The organism is Candidatus Hydrogenedentota bacterium, assembly GCA_019695095.1.
In the GTDB taxonomy this organism is placed as follows: domain Bacteria; phylum Hydrogenedentota; class Hydrogenedentia; order Hydrogenedentales; family SLHB01; genus JAIBAQ01.
In genome coordinates, this window is sequence record JAIBAQ010000026.1 from 17,667 (window position 1) to 32,720 (window position 15,054).

The following is a 15,054-nucleotide window of genomic DNA, read 5'->3' on the forward strand; positions in this document are numbered from 1 at the left end:
CAGAGACGGCAGCGTGCCCGCGCAACTGCCTCGGTGTATTTGCGAACTTGTAATTACATTTCCCTCCCCGATTCCGCTATGATATCCTTCGTTTTGTCTCGGGGATATCCACATTTCACGTAGGAGAGCCGCTTCATGTTTAACGGGCTGGGCATGCATCTGGGAAATCTGTCGCTGTTGTCGAAGGCAAAGACACGGTCGATCTCGCCGGAAAATTTCGCGGGCGAGAAAGGCAAGGGCGGCATGGCGGCGGAGGGCGAAGGGGCGCAGTGCGCGCGCGACCTCGGCCAAGGCTGGAAGATATCCCCGTGTGTATTCATCCAACCCGGCCAGGTCTTCGAACTCGCCGACATCGGCGGCCCCGGCGCGATCCAGCAGATTTGGATGACCCCGACCGGCAACTGGCGGTATTCCATCCTGCGCATCTACTGGGACGACGAAGAAACCCCGAGTGTGGAAGTGCCCATCGGCGATTTCTTTGGCATGGGTTGGGGCAAGTACGCCCCCCTGAACTCGCTTCCCGTATGCGTCAACCCCGGCAGCGCCTTCAACTGCTATTGGGAGATGCCGTTTCGCAAGCGGTGCCGCATGACGTTTCAGAACATCGACGAAGAGAAGATGGTCCTCTACTACCAAATCAACTACACGCTCACCGAGGTGCCTGCGGATGCGGCGTATTTCCACGCGCAGTTCCGCCGGACCAATCCGCTGCCGTACAAGTCGGTCTACACGATCCTCGACGGCGTGAAGGGGCATGGCCAGTATGTCGGCACGTACATGGCGTGGCAGGTGAACAACACCGGCTGGTGGGGCGAAGGCGAGATCAAGTTTTACATGGACGGCGACAAAGATTGGCCGACCATCTGCGGCACCGGCACGGAGGACTATTTCTGCGGATCGTATAACTTCGACCGCGAAGGCAAATACACCGAGTTCTCAACGCCCTACGCCGGGCTGCACCAGGTCATCCGGCCCGACGGCACCTACCAGTCGCAGCAACGCTTCGGCCTCTATCGCTGGCACATCATGGACCCGGTCCGCTTCGAGCAAGACCTGCGCGTGACGATCCAGGCACTCGGCTGGCGCAGCGGCCGCCGCTACCTTCCCAACCAAGACGACATCGCCAGCGTCGCTTACTGGTACCAGGCCGAACCGCACGCGCCGTTCCCCGCGCTGCCGGACAAGGACTACCTGGAAGTGATCTGAGCCATTTAAAATCTTGCCAGTAATAAATTTAGAATAGGACCGATCAGTCAGATCCGGCGGATCGGTCTGATTCTTCTTAGACGCAGGTCGAACCACAGCCCATGTCCTGCAAATCGGTTTCACGCAGAAGATGCACCCCTACTCTTTTCGTCCCTTGTCTAAATTAAAATTTTAGCGTATATTTTAAATTGCTCCGTTTCAAATTAAAGAAACTTACTAATCAGAGCAATCGGCCATGCCCTCACGAATCACTGGCAATTTCGTAGATACCGTCATCTATGGTGATGAGTGCCGTGCTTTTGTTCCATTCCCGCTCCCGCCAGAACCGCCTCTCTCAATCGATTCGGGCCTGCAGGCCATACTCGACGAGGCACACGTAGCCTTGGGACGATTGGACGGTGCGGTGGCGCAGTTGTCGGACTCGTCCTTGTTCCTCTACTGCTACGTTCGGCGCGAGGCGGTCCTTTCATCGCAAATCGAGGGCACCCAGTCCTCGCTGTCCGATTTCCTCCTGTTTGAGAGCGATGCTCAGCCGGGCGTGCCCCTCGTGGACGTGACCGAGGTATCGAATTACGTGGCCGCGCTGGAACTCGGCATGACCCGGATTCGCGCAGGGGAAGCCATCACGGCCAGCCTTCTTCGGGACCTGCATGCGGTTCTGCTGCGTAGCGGCAGGGGTAGCGAGAAAGGCCCAGGCTCGTTCAGAATAGAACCCAATTGGATTGGCGGCAGCCGACCACGCGATGCTGTATACGTTCCCCCGCCCAACCGCGAGGTACCGCGCCTCATAGCGGACTTGGAGGGTTTCATCAGTCAAAAGAATGGAGGAGTGTCGGCCATCGTCCGCTCAGCAATGGCCCACGTTCAATTCGAGACCATCCACCCCTTTCTCGATGGCAATGGACGCGTCGGCAGATTACTGTTTCCGCTGATATTGTGCAGCGCAGGAATATTGTCGCAGCCGATGCTCTACCTGAGTCTCTTCTTCAAGCGGAACAGACAGGAGTATTACGCACTGCTGCAACGTGTCCGGCTTGAGGGAGACTGGGAGTCCTGGATTCACTTCGCAGGACGGGGAATCGTCGAAACAGCCAATTCCTGCGTTCAACTATCGCGCTCGATACTATCTCTGTTCGAAAGTGACAACATCCGCATTCAATCCGAGGCCGGACGCCGCGCCGAAACCGCGCTACGCGCATTCAAAGCGCTGCAAACGAGACCCATAGTTGGGCTTCCCGAGCTGGTGCGTCTCACGGGCTTGACTGCGCCTACCGCAGCCTCGGCCATGAGGATGCTGGAATCCGCCGGAATTGTGCAAGAGGTGACCGGTCGCCGCTACAATAAACGCTATTCGTACGGGGCGTATGTCGCCCTTATCAACGAAGGCACCGAACTCGCATAAAGGGGAATACCGTGGCCGATACGAAACCGCTGTTGGGTGTGATTGGAGGGAGCGGCGTCTACGACATCGCCGAGCTGGAGAATCGCCGCTGGGTGAAAGTCGAGTCGCCGTTCGGCGCGCCGTCGGACGAGTTGCTGTTTGGCGAGTTCGAGGGCAGCCTCCTCGTGTTCTTGCCGCGCCACGGCCGGGGCCATCGCATCCCGCCGTCGGAGATCAATTTCCGCGCGAACATCGACGCGATGAAGCGAGTGGGCGTCGATCAAATCCTCTCTATCAGCGCCGTGGGCTCCCTGCGCGAGAATCTGCATCCCGGTGATTTCGTCATCGTCGACCAGTTTATCGATCGAACGTTCGCGCGCGTGAAGTCGTTCTTCGGAACGGGCATGGTGGCGCATGTTTCCATGGCGCACCCCGTCTGCACGCACCTCGGCGACTGCATCGAGAAGGCTGCCTCGGGCCTCGACGTAAAGACCGAGCGCGGCGGCACGTACATCGTCATGGAAGGCCCGCAATTCTCGTCGCAGGCGGAATCGTTCCTCTATCGCCAATGGGGGTGCGATGTCATCGGCATGACGAACATGCCGGAAGCGAAGCTCGCGCGCGAAGCGGAGATGTGCTATGCGACCGTGGCGATGGTCACGGACTACGACTGCTGGCATCCCGATCACGATCACGTGACCGTCGACCAGATCATCGGTGTGCTGCGCGCCAACGCGGACAATGCGCGGGATCTCGTCAAACGGCTTGTGCCGATTCTCAAGAGCGGAGGAGCGTGCGCGCACGGGTGCCGCACGGCCCTCGAATATGCTTTGATTACATCGCCCGAGGCGCGCGATCCCGAAGCGGTCGCCAAGCTCGATGCCGTTGCCGCGCGAATCCTCAGGAAGTAAGGGGGGACTCAACTCATGGACCGTACCGAACGAACCGCAAGCGACGTGCTCGCGGAGATGGCGCGCGTCTACGAGACGTGCCAGACGTACCGAGACAAGGGGCAGGCGACCTCGGTCTATGCCGACGACGGTCGCGAGCGTCACGACGAAATGGTGTTTCGCACGGCCTTCGTGCGGCCCGACCGGTTCCGCTTCGAGTTGCGGTTCCGGTTCGACGAAAGCGCCCGGTGGCGCTGCTGCATCGTGTGGGTCTCGGGTGAAGAAGTACAGACCGTTGACCACAATGGCCCGCTCGCGCAACTTATCCAAGACGCCCTCGCGAAAGACGCGACCGTCCCCAATTCGCATAAGACCGACAGCTTCCGGATGAGCTTGAACATGGCAATCGGCGCGGCCACCGGCGTATCGGGTGGCTCGGCGCACATCGTCCCGGCAATGCTGCTTCCCGAATTGATCGGCGGAGCACGCATGACCGATCTTCAGAACCCGCGCTTGTTGGTAAGTGAAATGTACGAACGCTCGTACTGCTATGTCGTCGAGGGGCAGACACCAAACGGCTCCATCAAGACGCTCTGGATCGATCAGACTAGCTACTTGTTGCGCAAGGTGGAAACGCGCCGCGCCTCAGCCCCGGATGGAACGCCTTCCGTTGTCGTCTACGAACCACAGATCAACGTTGCCATCCCCGAAAGCGAACTGGTCTGCGGCACGACCAGCGACTAGAGATTTCAGGCGCCAAAAGTGTGTGGCAGGCATCTTGCCTGCCTTTTGGAAAAAAGAAGAAGAGGCAGGCAAGAGGTCTGCCACGCGCTCTCACGCGAGCAAATCGTTCAAACGCGGATACCGCTCCACGAGCGTGGGCGGCAGTGCCGTAAACTTCTTTCCTAACCCGGCAAGAAGTTCGAACGAATTCACGATGGCTTGCCCGGCGTAGTGGTTGTTCGTGATGACATAGAGATCGTTCGCCATCTCCCGAATGCGCTCGATCTTTTTCAGCCATTGACCAAGTTCGTCGTGACTGTACAAGTAGTCGTAACGATCGTCCCGGCTCGCATCTTCACGGAACCAATCCGCCGCGTTACGCCCATGCAACCGAACGTATCCCACGCGCGCCGTGACCTTCGCTGTCGGCGCAAGCGAATCCGAGAATAGCGGCTGGTCGATGTTGCAGAACGCGACCCTGCGCTGTGCAAGCCCGTCGAATACTTCAGGCCGGTTCCACGACGCGTGCCGGATCTCCAAGGTCAGCGGATACACGGTAAACGTGTCCAACACCCGCGCCAGCCATTGACGGTTCTCCGGCGTGCGCTTGAAACTCCACGGGAACTGCACGAGCAACGCACCCAGCTTACCCGCCTCGTGCAACGGCGCGATGCCGTCGCAAAACTGCCGTACCTCCGCCTCGCCCGGCCACGCACCGCGCTCGTGCGTGAACCGCTGCCACAACTTCGCCGTGAACATAAAACGCGGGTTGCCTTGCACCTTCTTCAACCATGCCATGCAATTCCTCGACACCGGCGGATGATAAAACGAAGAATTGACCTCCACGGTATCGAAGTACTCGCTCAGGTACTCGAGCGGATGCAATGCGCGAGGCATCCTCGGCGGATACACGACTCCCTTCCAGTCGTCGTACGACCACCCGGCAGGACCAACACGCACGCTCATGAACGATTCCTCTACTCTTGCCCTTACATCATGATGAACGTATGGCACGTGGAGAACAACAGGAACACATGCACGCGCTCCCCCGCAAACGCAGAACTCCATAACCCCATCCCATTTCGGCTACTATACCGCCATGAGCACCATCACCGTCTTGACCCTCATCCCCAATGCGGGAGACCGCCTAGCGCGCTGCTTGGAAAGTGTGCAGTGGGCGGACGACATCTTTTGTATAGTTGACCCGAAGACTTCGGACGGCTCGGATGAGGTCGCTCGGAAATACTCGTCGCACGTGGTCACGCACGAGTATGTGAACAAGGCAGACCAGTGCAATTGGGCCATCCCGCAGATCGAAACGGAGTGGACGCTGGTGCTGGATGCGGACGAGTGGGTGTCGCCTGAGTTGGCGGCGCGCATTCAGGCAGTCATCAAGTCGCCGGACAGTTGCGACGGGTACAAGATCAAGCGCCTCTCGTATTTCTTCGGCAAGTTGATCATGCATTGCGGCTGGGACCACGACTACAACGTCCGTTTGTTTCGCACGAAGAAGGGCCGCTATCGCGTGCAACGCGTGCATGCGACCATCGACGTCGACGGCACGATGGGCCGCATCGATGAAGTGATGTACCACGACGAGAAGCGCAATTTCGAGGAGTATTTCCGGACCTTTCAGCGGTTCACGACATGGTCCGCGGAAGATCTGCTGGAACGCGGCAAGCGCGCGCGGTTTACCGATCTCACGTTCCGCCCGATACTGCGTTTCATCAAGATGTTCGTGTTGCGGCAAGGGTTTCGCGACGGCATGCACGGTGTCGTACTCTGCGGACTCGCGGCGTTCAGCGTGTTCACGAAGTACGCGAAACTCTGGGACCTTCAGCGCAAGAAGGCGTAGCGCGCGATCAACGCCGCCGCGATGACGTACATCACGGGGTGGACTTCCTTGCCCTTTCCCGTGAACAGCTTGATCCCCGCATACGACACGCACCCCGCCGAAATGCCCTCGTGAATCGCAAAGCCGAACACCATGATCGCAATCGTCACAAATGCGGGCAGACTCTCGGTGATATCGTCCCACTTGACGCGCAGCAACGGCGCCATCATGAGAAGCCCCACAACGATCAGCGCCGGAGCCACGCCGGGATACATCGCCACGTGCAGATCGGTTGGCTTGAGGCCGTAGTACGCTGGGCCGATGTCGACGCCAACGATATGCACGATGGGCGCAAATGCTATCGCGGCGATGAAGCAGATCCCCGTCACCACCGCCGCCAGCCCCGTGCGCGCGCCCGTTGCGACGCCCGCCGCGCTTTCGATGTAACTCGTTACCGTCGACGTGCCGAATAGTGCGCCCACGCTCGTGGCGATGGCGTCCGACAGAAAAGCCTGTGGCGCGCGCGGCAGGTTGCCGTCTTCTCCGATGAACCCGGCTTGACGCCCCACGCCGACAAGCGTGCCCACGGTATCGAACAACACCATAAAGAAGAACAACAGAATCGCAATGAGCGCTTTGTCCCACTGTTCGATCAGCTCGCGAAAGCCCAGATTAAAGAACGTCTCGAACGATGGCGAAAACGTTCCTTCGGGCTTCGGCATTACACCGGTTAATAGCCCGAGCGCGCATGTCGTCACAATGCCAATGAGTATCGCGCCGCGCACGCCTTTCGCCATCAACGCCGCGATAAGAAAGAGCCCCGCGAGCGCAATCAACGGCGGACCCGCGGTTAGGTCTCCTAGAGTGACCATCGTGGTGGGGCTGAGCTTCACAATGCCCGCCCACTGCAGACCCACGAACGTAATAAAGAACCCGATTGCAGGGCCTATGGTGTCCTTGAGGCAATCCGGCATGACCACAAGCACCTTCTCGCGAATGCCGAAGATGGAGATGGCCATGAACAACAACCCGGAAATCAGCACGATGGTGAGCCCCGCCTGCCACGAAAAACCCATCGCGCCGGGAAACGTCGAACACACCGTGAACGCGAAGAAGAAGTTCTCGCCCATGCCGGGCGCGAGCGCGAAGGGATAGCGCGCGTACAGCCCCATCAGGAAACACGCAAATGCCGACGATAAGCACGTCGCCATCAGCACGGAGCCGAACGGCATGCCTGCTGCGCTCAAGACGGTGGGTTGTACGAAGATGATGTAACTCATCGTCGCGAAGGTAGTCAGTCCGCCGATGACCTCGCGTCGAATCGTGGACCCGGACTCGCGAATGCCAAAGTAACTGTCCAGTTGGTTCACATCTCCCCCTTGGAAGAAATTTGAAATCTCAAATTTGAGATTTCAAATTTCTTCAAGCCTGAAGCGCCTTGAAATGCGCCACTGCCGATTCGGCGAGCGCTTCAAGGTGGTAACCGCCTTCCAGCACCGACACGATCTTTCCGCCTGCGATTGGTTTCACCATCTCTGTCAGGTGCACAAACGTGGCAACATCCAGCCGCTGCGAAGCGAGCGGGTCCAGGCGATGCGCGTCAAACCCGCACGATATCAGCAGAAAATCCGGATCGAATCGCGCGAACTCCGGCAGGACGTGCTTCTCCATGGCCGCAATCCATTCCCCCGGCCCGTTTCCCCACGTCATCTGCACGTTAAGGTTCGTATTGTTCTTTCCACGCTCGCTTGGGAATCCCGTTCCGGGAAACAGGGGGTGCTGGTGGATGCTCGCGTAATACACCGTGTCGTCCTCGTAGAACGAATGCTGCGTACCGTTGCCGTGATGCACGTCCCAATCGAGAATGGCAATCTTCTTGATACCCGCTTCGACCTGCAGCCACCGTGCCGCAATCGCCACGTTGTTGAACAGACAGAACCCCATCGCGTGGTCCGCTTCCGCGTGGTGCCCCGGCGGACGCACCGCCACAAAGGCGTTGTCCACCTCATTGTCCACGACGGCCCGGCATGCCCCGATGGCCGCTCCCGCCGCCGTCAATGCCGCTTCCCAGGAGCCTTTCCCCATGGTGGTGTCCACATCGGGATAGTCGCCGTCCTCGGCGCAGGTTTTTTCGATGGCCGCGATGTGATCTTCGCGGTGGATGCGCAGCAAGTCCTCGCGACTGGCCGGTCCGCTGGCAATTTCGGGCGGATTCAGCTTTGCGGCGGCAAACGCATCGCGGACGGCCTCCAACCGTGCTATCCGCTCCACGTGCCCCGGCCCGGTGTCGTGCAGCAGCCCTTCCTTACGGAAGACATATCCCGTTCGCGCCATTCTCTTCTCCCGCCGCCCGGTAGGTTGTCGTTGGTGTCGATTGTACGTACTTGAGCCGGATAACGCCACGTTCTCAGGGTGGTCTTTAGCGAGCTGCTGCACGCGGCGCACCTCACAACGCACGGGCTGGCACGGCATTACCCGTTGCCGCCAAAAATCACTGGCAAAATTCCAAAAAACTGAATTATTATTCAGTATTGGACTGCGGTTTAGACGAAAACTCTCGGCGATCTGACTTAAATGACTCATTTGCAAGTACATAGCACATTTTCTCTCATGGAAGGCACCGCAGGGGTCCGCCAGTTGGTGGCCCGCGCGGTCGAATACGGTCTGCGTGCGCTGGCCCTGACGGATACCGCCGGGTTGTACGGGGCCGTCCCGTTTTACCGGGCGGCGGCCGAGGCAGGTATAAAGCCGCTGCTGGGGGCGGCGCTGGGCGACGCGGTAGTAATCGCCCGGAACCGGGGCGGCTATGCCCAACTCTGCCGGATCGTCACGGCGTATCACCTGACACCCGACTTCGATCTCGCGGACCAGATCTTCGACGACAGCGTGCTTGTGTTGACGGCGGACCTCGGGCTGGCAAAGGAGTTGACCAAGCATGGGGTGCGCCCCCTTGTCGCCGTGACGCACTACGGCGATGCGCGTTCCCGGTATCGGGCGGAGCGGGTCCGTGCGTTTGCCCACGAAAACGCGTTGCGCCCCGTGGCGGTCAATCCGGTCTACTTCCTCGAACGCAGTCATATCTCAACGCACCGCGTACTCGCGGCGATCCGGTTGAACGCCACCGTCGACACTTTGCGTCCCGGCGACACGGCTCCGGAAGGGGCATGGTTCCGGTCGCCCGCGGAGATGGAACACCTCTACGGCGAGTGGCCGGAGACGCTCGACAACATCGAATGGGTCGTGGAGCAGTGTAACCTCGAACTCGAATTTGGCACGCCGCGTTTTCCCGAGATGGAGTTGCCGGACAACGAAACCCCGTTCTCGTATTTGTGGAAGCTCGCGTTCGACGGGTTGAAGTCGCGGTACCAGCCGTTGAATCCCGAATTGACCCAGCGGCTGCATTACGAACTCGACGTGATTCACCGGCTGGGATTCGCACCGTATTTTCTAATCGTCGCGGACATCGTCCGCCACGCGCGCGAACACGGTATCCCCATCGTCGGACGCGGTTCGGCGGCAAACAGCCTGGTCGCATACGCGCTGGGCATCACCCGGGCCGATCCCTTCAAATACGACCTGTACTTCGAACGCTTCTTAAACCTGTCGCGCACGGATTGTCCCGACATCGATCTGGATATTTGTTGGCGGCGCCGCGACGACGTGATCGATTACGTGTACAAGCGCTACGGGGCGGATCGCGTCGCGATGATTGCCACATTCAACACGTTTCAGGCGCGGTCGGCGGTGCGCGAAATCGCAAAAGCTTTCGGCATGCCCGAAGAACAGGCCAACGCCGTGACGCGGCAACTGCCGCATTATCATGCGGGGGACATCCGGGCGGTCGTAAAGCACTTGCCCGAAAGCCGCGGCCTGCGCATCGACGAGGAACCGCTCAAATCGATTATCGCGATGAGCGAGTTTATCGACGGATTCCCTCGCCACTTGTCGATTCATTCCGGCGGACTCGTGATCGCGCCGCATACGATCACCGATTTCGTGCCGCTGCAGCGCGCGGCCAAGGGCATCCTCATCACGCAGTACGACATGGGTCCCATCGAAGAACTTGGCCTCGTGAAGATGGACCTGCTCGGCCACCGCTCCCTCACCGTAATCGACGAGACCGTTCAGAAGGTGTGGGACAACCGGCGCATTCGCGTAAACGTCGAGCGCCTTCCCGATCCCGATCCGCTTACAGCCAATCTCATTCGCGCGGGCCGCTCCATCGGCTGCTTCCAGATCGAGTCGCCGGCGATGCGCGCCTTGCTGCGCCACACACTTGCCAACAACACCGACATGCTGATCAAGACGCTGTCGCTGGTGCGTCCGGGGCCTTCCGGGAGCGGCATGAAAAAGCGGTTCATCGACCGGCATCTTGGCAAAGAGCCGACGGTTTACCTGCATCCTTCCTTGGAGCAAGTGCTGGGCGACACCTACGGGGTGATGCTGTATCAGGAGGATATCCTCAAGGTCGCGAGCGTCATCGCGGGAATGGACCTCGCCGAGGCCGACGCGTTGCGCCGCGCCATGACCAAAAAGCGCCATCCCGTCGCGATGGCCAAGAACATGAAACTGTTCATCGAGAAGGCAACGGCCAACGGCGTATCGCGCGAGGTGGCCGAAGAGATTTGGGGGCTCATTGCCAACTTCGCGAAATACTCCTACTGCAAGGCCCACGCCTGCACCTACGGCGAGATTGCGTATCAATGCACCTACCTCAAAGCGCATTACCCCGCCGAGTTTCTCGCCAGCGTGTTGAGCAATCGCGGCGGTTATTACCATCCCGCCGTATATCTCGAAGAGGCCAAGCGGCTCGGGGTTCCGATACTCCCGCCCGACGTCAACCGAAGCCGTTTCGGCTACACCGTCGAAGGTGAAGCCATTCGCGTGGGCTTCGTCGAAGTGCGCAACCTTTCCTACGCCGCCGTTGAGGCGATTCTTGCGCGGCGCAATGAAGCGCCCTTCTCCGGGCTGGGCGCTCTCATTCACCGCACCGGTATCGGCTATGCCGACGCCGAAATCCTGATTCAATCCGGTGCGTGCGATTCCTTCGGGCGGACACGTCCCGCGCTGCTGTGGGAGTTGAAACTGCTAACCGGTGAGAACCCGCGCATGACGAGTGTGCGAAATTCCTTGGACACGAAAGACCGCTACGTCTCCTCGTTTCAATACCGCGCGGGTCGCGACAATCCACCCGCGAACATCACTGCAACCGTGCGCGAACATCACGCCGAGTCCGGCCTGTTGTTTGCCGACGCGGGGGTGCATGTGCTCGTACCGAAACAGCCGGACTATTCGCGCAAGCGCCGCATGGATTGGGAATGGACCACGCTGGGTATGCTCGCTTCGACGCATCCGCTCGAGTACTACCTGCCCTTGCTCACGGAACGGACGTTGATTCTCTGCGCGGATATGCCCCACTACGCAGGCACGTGCGTCACTCTGATCGGTTGGCTGGTCGCCGAACGCCGCGCCCCCGTGAAAGAACGCGGGGCCATGAAGTTTCTGACGCTGGAAGATCCATCCGGTATCTTCGAAGCCGTCTTATGGCCGGAAACCTACCAGCTATTTGGACATCTTCTGGCTAGCCATGGACCGTACCTGATTACCGGCGAGGTTCAGGAGCAGGACCATTACTACACCGTGATCGTCGATGGCGTCGAAGAGGCCGGCGGCTGACCAATCACTTCTTCTGCCACGCCGGAGGAATCGTCGCGACACACACGTCCGTATTGCCGGACATCGAAGAAGCAAACACGACTTGGCTGCCGTTGCGGTCCCACCCTACATGCGGATGGTCACCTTTTCCGTACGTGCGGTGGCCCGTCGTAAGCAGATGAGGACGGGTCGTATCCGCCTCGAAGACGGTGATGTCGCCATGCCAGTTGTCGGCGACGACCCACTTGCCGTTGGCGCTGCCCGCGCAGTGCCAGAAGTTCCACTTCGCGATCTGTTCCGGCGTGCCTTCGGCCCACCACGCACCCGAACCAATGATGCGGACTTCGCCCGTTCGCACGTTGATAACCTTCACGTCCGCGTTTTCGGTCGGCTTCGGGTGCGTGCCGCCGCAAAAGACAATCCGATCATCGCCGTGTTCGTCGGCGATCCACCAGTGCTCATGCGTCACCAGTTCGGCTTTCTGCTCGTGGTAGATACCCTTGGGGACCCCGTCGCGAATGTCGACAACCATGAGGCGAGGAGTTCTACCCGCGAAGCTCAGGAGATTGGGGTTGCTCTGACTCCACTGTACATGGCCTCCGTAACCGGGCGGCGTGCCAACCCGGCACAACTCGCGCGCCTCCCCGGAGGCGACGTCAATGAGCATGATCCCCGGAGTTCCATCAGGGAAATTGACGCCCACCGCCAGGTGACGTCCGTCGCAACTTTCCGAAGGGGGCGTGTGCGGACTGAGATCCGGCAACTGCGTAATAATTCGCTCGCGGGCCGTCACGCGCGACGGAACCGTCTCCGGTGTCGGCGAGACTTCGAGTGTCAGCGCAAGTTCGACGATGGACTTTTCGCGTATGCCCAGCACACTCGGGCGATCCTTGGCCGCGTTGATCGCGCCGATGCCTCCATTGGGCGTCTGCAGCCGGACCAATTCGCCGGTGGCGACGATATACGCCATGGCCCCGCCGTTTTCGCGCTCCGACGTGAACAAAATCATGGAACTGTCGGACAACCAGGAGCGTTCGTGGAAATAGAGGTTAATGTCTCTCGCGGGACTCGAAGTCAGGAAGATCAGTTCCGCGCCGGTGACGGGATCGGTCATCTTCTTATGTTCGGCGGGAAGAACCGTCAACTCGAAAGACCCCGTGGCATCTTGCGCCGAAGCCACCTCCACTTCCCCAAACACTGCAACCAGCAGGAGCATCGCCACGAATATACGCGTCATCATCGATTCCTTTCCCCGTGCCTGTAGAGGACGAATATTCTACGCAATACACGACACCCCGGGCCAGCGCGAAACGGCGATGGAATAACCACCGCCTCTCCGCGCGTTGTATCGGAACGGGGAAAACCGCGCAAGGCGACTTCAACAAAGGACACCGTATTTCATGCATTCCGCTATTTCTGTCGATGATTTCACCAATGTCATGGGACATCTCTTTACTTCGCATCCGTGGCACGGCATACCCATCGGAGACAAAGCCCCGGAAGTCGTCACCACGTATATCGAAATGACGCCGACCGACCCCGTGAAATACGAGATAGACAAGAATTCCGGATTGCTCAAAGTGGATCGCCCCCAGCGCTATTCCAGTGTGTGCCCCACACTGTACGGCTTTGTCCCGCAGACGTATTGCGGCGCGCGGTCGGCGGATTTCTGCTCGCAGAAGACCGGCCGGCCCGACATCGTGGGAGACCGCGACCCGCTCGATATCTGTGTGTTGACGGAAAAGCCCATTCGCAAGAGCAACATCTTGCTGCAGGCCATCCCGATTGGCGGACTTCGCATGCTGGACGGTAACGAAGCGGACGACAAAATCGTGGCCGTGATGGTGAACGACGAGGCCTTCGGCGATTTGCGCAACATTAACGAGTGCCCGCCCCGGCTGCTGGAGCGCCTGCGCCACTATTTCCTCACCTACAAGCAGGCGCCGGACTCGAAAGAAGCCGTCTGCGAAATCACGCACGTCTACGACCGCGCCGAAGCGCTCGAAGTTATCCGCCGGAGCCGGGAAGACTATCTGTCAAAATACTCGGCAATCGCGGAAATTGTCACGAAATTGTTCGCTTCCTGACGAGCGCAGGTTCGCTGCATCGGTGTGGTAAAATCAAGCGAGACAACGGCGCCGCATCGCGCAAAAGACGGTGGGAATACCGTACCAATCCTCAATGGTTGAAATTGGGCAGTACTCGGAAGTAAGGAGACATGCCCCATGAAATGGTCGTGGCGATTAGGCCGCATCTTTGGAATCGGCGTCTATCTGCATTGGACGTTCCTGCTCTTGCTCGCCGGAATAGGGTTCGCGAACCTTTACCAGAGCGGCGACGCCGTTAAAGCCGCAGCGGGAATCGCCACCATTCTGCTTCTATTCGGCATTGTGCTCCTGCACGAGCTTGGCCATTCACTGATGGCCCGCTACTTCGGCATCGGTACAAAGGACATCACGCTCCTGCCCATCGGCGGCTTGGCGCGATTGGAGCGCATGCCCGAAGACCCCAAACAAGAGTTCTTCGTCGCCATCGCCGGCCCCGCCGTCAACGTCGTTCTGGCCATCGTGTGCTTTGCCCTGTTGTTGCTTCAGGGCCCTGCCGATGAGTCCATGCACTTACCGAAGCTCGTTGGCGGAGACCTCCTTCCGTGGCTCACAATGGTCAACGTCTCGTTGGTCGTATTTAATATGCTGCCTGCATTTCCCATGGACGGCGGCCGCGTGTTGCGCGCTCTCCTGGCCACACGCATGCCCTACGCGAGAGCGACCCGTATCGCTGCAAACGTTGGTCAAGCGATGGCCCTCTTGTTCGGGCTGGTGGGCCTGTTGTCCCAGAACTTTCTCCTGGTCTTCATCGCGCTCTTCGTGTGGCTCGGCGCGGAGGGCGAGGCGTCCATGGCGCAAATCAAATCCTCGCTGGGCGGATTTCCCGTTAGTCAGGCAATGATCACCGAGTTTCAGACTTTGCGTTCGTCCGATCCCCTAAGCAACGCGGTGGAACACGTCCTTGCGAGCTTTCAACAGGACTTCCCCGTTGTCGAAGACGGCCGCCTTCTGGGCATCCTGACGTACGCGGGTATGGTCAAAGCGCTGGCTGAAGAAGGGTCGGCAACGCCCGCGGGTTCCGTCATGGAAACGACGTTTGAGACTGTAGCGCCAACCGATTCCCTGGAATCGGTCTTTCAGCAATTGCAGCAGTGCAATTGTCCTGCCATGCCCGTGATAGAAGACGGACACCTCGTGGGTCTTCTCACGCCGCACAACGTCAGCGAATTCATCATGGTGCAGAACGCAATGCATCAAGCACGCGGCGCGGCGTAACGTCCGGTCTCTGCACACCGCTACGTCCGCGCACGGCTCAGT

The 15,054-nt window shown here is 59.5% G+C and carries 12 protein-coding genes; 8 read left to right on the forward strand and 4 right to left on the reverse strand.

Features of this window, described 5'->3' with window-relative positions; translation table 11 throughout:
• Positions 1-153 precede the first annotated feature (153 nt).
• The 4 genes from K1Y02_06715 to K1Y02_06730 all read left to right on the forward strand — a co-directional run bounded on the left by K1Y02_06715 (position 154) and on the right by K1Y02_06730 (position 4,221).
• Positions 154-1,206 carry a DUF2961 domain-containing protein gene (locus tag K1Y02_06715; GenBank protein ID MBX7256037.1) on the forward strand — a complete coding sequence of 351 codons (1,053 nt, stop codon included), beginning with the start codon at positions 154-156 and terminating at the stop codon, positions 1,204-1,206.
• A 235-nt stretch (positions 1,207-1,441) separates the two neighbouring features.
• A complete protein-coding gene (locus tag K1Y02_06720) occupies positions 1,442-2,608 on the forward strand; it encodes a Fic family protein (GenBank protein ID MBX7256038.1) in 1,167 nt (388 codons plus the stop codon).
• An 11-nt stretch (positions 2,609-2,619) separates the two neighbouring features.
• Positions 2,620-3,498, forward strand: coding sequence for an S-methyl-5'-thioadenosine phosphorylase (locus K1Y02_06725; protein MBX7256039.1), 879 nt, complete (start codon positions 2,620-2,622; stop codon positions 3,496-3,498).
• Positions 3,499-3,513: 15 nt separating this feature from the next.
• The gene (locus tag K1Y02_06730) at positions 3,514-4,221 is read left to right on the forward strand and encodes an outer membrane lipoprotein-sorting protein (GenBank protein ID MBX7256040.1); all 708 of its coding nucleotides are present in this window, start codon (positions 3,514-3,516) and stop codon (positions 4,219-4,221) included.
• A 90-nt stretch (positions 4,222-4,311) separates the two neighbouring features.
• Here the strand turns inward: K1Y02_06730 and K1Y02_06735 are convergent, their stop codons facing one another.
• Entirely contained in the window at positions 4,312-5,166 is an 855-nt protein-coding gene (locus K1Y02_06735) for a DUF72 domain-containing protein (protein MBX7256041.1), read from the reverse strand.
• 133 nt (positions 5,167-5,299) lie between these two features.
• Here K1Y02_06735 and K1Y02_06740 point away from each other — a divergent pair, with 133 nt between their 5' ends.
• Positions 5,300-6,055, forward strand: coding sequence for a glycosyltransferase family 2 protein (locus tag K1Y02_06740; protein MBX7256042.1), 756 nt, complete (start codon positions 5,300-5,302; stop codon positions 6,053-6,055).
• On the opposite strand, the gene K1Y02_06745 is transcribed toward K1Y02_06740, so the two are convergent.
• On the reverse strand, positions 6,037-7,314 hold the full coding sequence (locus K1Y02_06745; protein MBX7256043.1) for an NCS2 family permease: 1,278 nt from the start codon (positions 7,312-7,314) through the stop codon (positions 6,037-6,039). The two genes, K1Y02_06740 and K1Y02_06745, sit on opposite strands and share 19 nt — an antisense overlap.
• Positions 7,315-7,456: 142 nt before the next feature.
• Positions 7,457-8,368, reverse strand: a complete 912-nt coding sequence (locus K1Y02_06750) for a histone deacetylase (protein MBX7256044.1) — start codon at positions 8,366-8,368, stop codon at positions 7,457-7,459.
• Positions 8,369-8,644: 276 nt separating this feature from the next.
• Between K1Y02_06750 and K1Y02_06755 the strand changes: the two genes are divergently transcribed.
• The gene (locus K1Y02_06755) at positions 8,645-11,710 is read left to right on the forward strand and encodes a DNA polymerase III subunit alpha (GenBank protein ID MBX7256045.1); all 3,066 of its coding nucleotides are present in this window, start codon (positions 8,645-8,647) and stop codon (positions 11,708-11,710) included.
• A 4-nt stretch (positions 11,711-11,714) separates the two neighbouring features.
• On the opposite strand, the gene K1Y02_06760 is transcribed toward K1Y02_06755, so the two are convergent.
• Complete coding sequence (locus tag K1Y02_06760) at positions 11,715-12,929, reverse strand: hypothetical protein (GenBank protein MBX7256046.1); 1,215 nt, start codon at positions 12,927-12,929, stop codon at positions 11,715-11,717.
• Between the two features lie 160 nt (positions 12,930-13,089).
• Here K1Y02_06760 and K1Y02_06765 point away from each other — a divergent pair, with 160 nt between their 5' ends.
• Both K1Y02_06765 and K1Y02_06770 read left to right on the forward strand, forming a co-directional pair.
• Complete coding sequence (locus K1Y02_06765; protein ID MBX7256047.1) at positions 13,090-13,776, forward strand: inorganic pyrophosphatase; 687 nt, start codon at positions 13,090-13,092, stop codon at positions 13,774-13,776.
• A 138-nt stretch (positions 13,777-13,914) separates the two neighbouring features.
• Positions 13,915-15,012, forward strand: a complete 1,098-nt coding sequence (locus K1Y02_06770; GenBank protein MBX7256048.1) for a site-2 protease family protein — start codon at positions 13,915-13,917, stop codon at positions 15,010-15,012.
• Positions 15,013-15,054 lie beyond the last annotated feature (42 nt).

Excerpts from the sequence above, each read along its gene's own strand:
- K1Y02_06715 (MBX7256037.1), top strand. The coding sequence starts at position 154 with ATGCATCTGGGAAATCTGTCGCTGTTGTCGAAGGCAAAGACACGGTCG.
- K1Y02_06720 (MBX7256038.1), top strand. The coding sequence starts at position 1,442 with ATGCCCTCACGAATCACTGGCAATTTCGTAGATACCGTCATCTATGGT.
- K1Y02_06730 (MBX7256040.1), top strand. The coding sequence starts at position 3,514 with ATGGACCGTACCGAACGAACCGCAAGCGACGTGCTCGCGGAGATGGCG.
- K1Y02_06735 (MBX7256041.1), bottom strand. The coding sequence starts at position 5,166 with ATGAGCGTGCGTGTTGGTCCTGCCGGGTGGTCGTACGACGACTGGAAG.
- K1Y02_06740 (MBX7256042.1), top strand. The coding sequence starts at position 5,300 with ATGAGCACCATCACCGTCTTGACCCTCATCCCCAATGCGGGAGACCGC.
- K1Y02_06745 (MBX7256043.1), bottom strand. The coding sequence starts at position 7,314 with ATGAGTTACATCATCTTCGTACAACCCACCGTCTTGAGCGCAGCAGGC.
- K1Y02_06750 (MBX7256044.1), bottom strand. The coding sequence starts at position 8,368 with ATGGCGCGAACGGGATATGTCTTCCGTAAGGAAGGGCTGCTGCACGAC.
- K1Y02_06755 (MBX7256045.1), top strand. The coding sequence starts at position 8,645 with ATGGAAGGCACCGCAGGGGTCCGCCAGTTGGTGGCCCGCGCGGTCGAA.
- K1Y02_06760 (MBX7256046.1), bottom strand. The coding sequence starts at position 12,929 with ATGATGACGCGTATATTCGTGGCGATGCTCCTGCTGGTTGCAGTGTTT.
- K1Y02_06765 (MBX7256047.1), top strand. The coding sequence starts at position 13,090 with ATGCATTCCGCTATTTCTGTCGATGATTTCACCAATGTCATGGGACAT.
- K1Y02_06770 (MBX7256048.1), top strand. The coding sequence starts at position 13,915 with ATGAAATGGTCGTGGCGATTAGGCCGCATCTTTGGAATCGGCGTCTAT.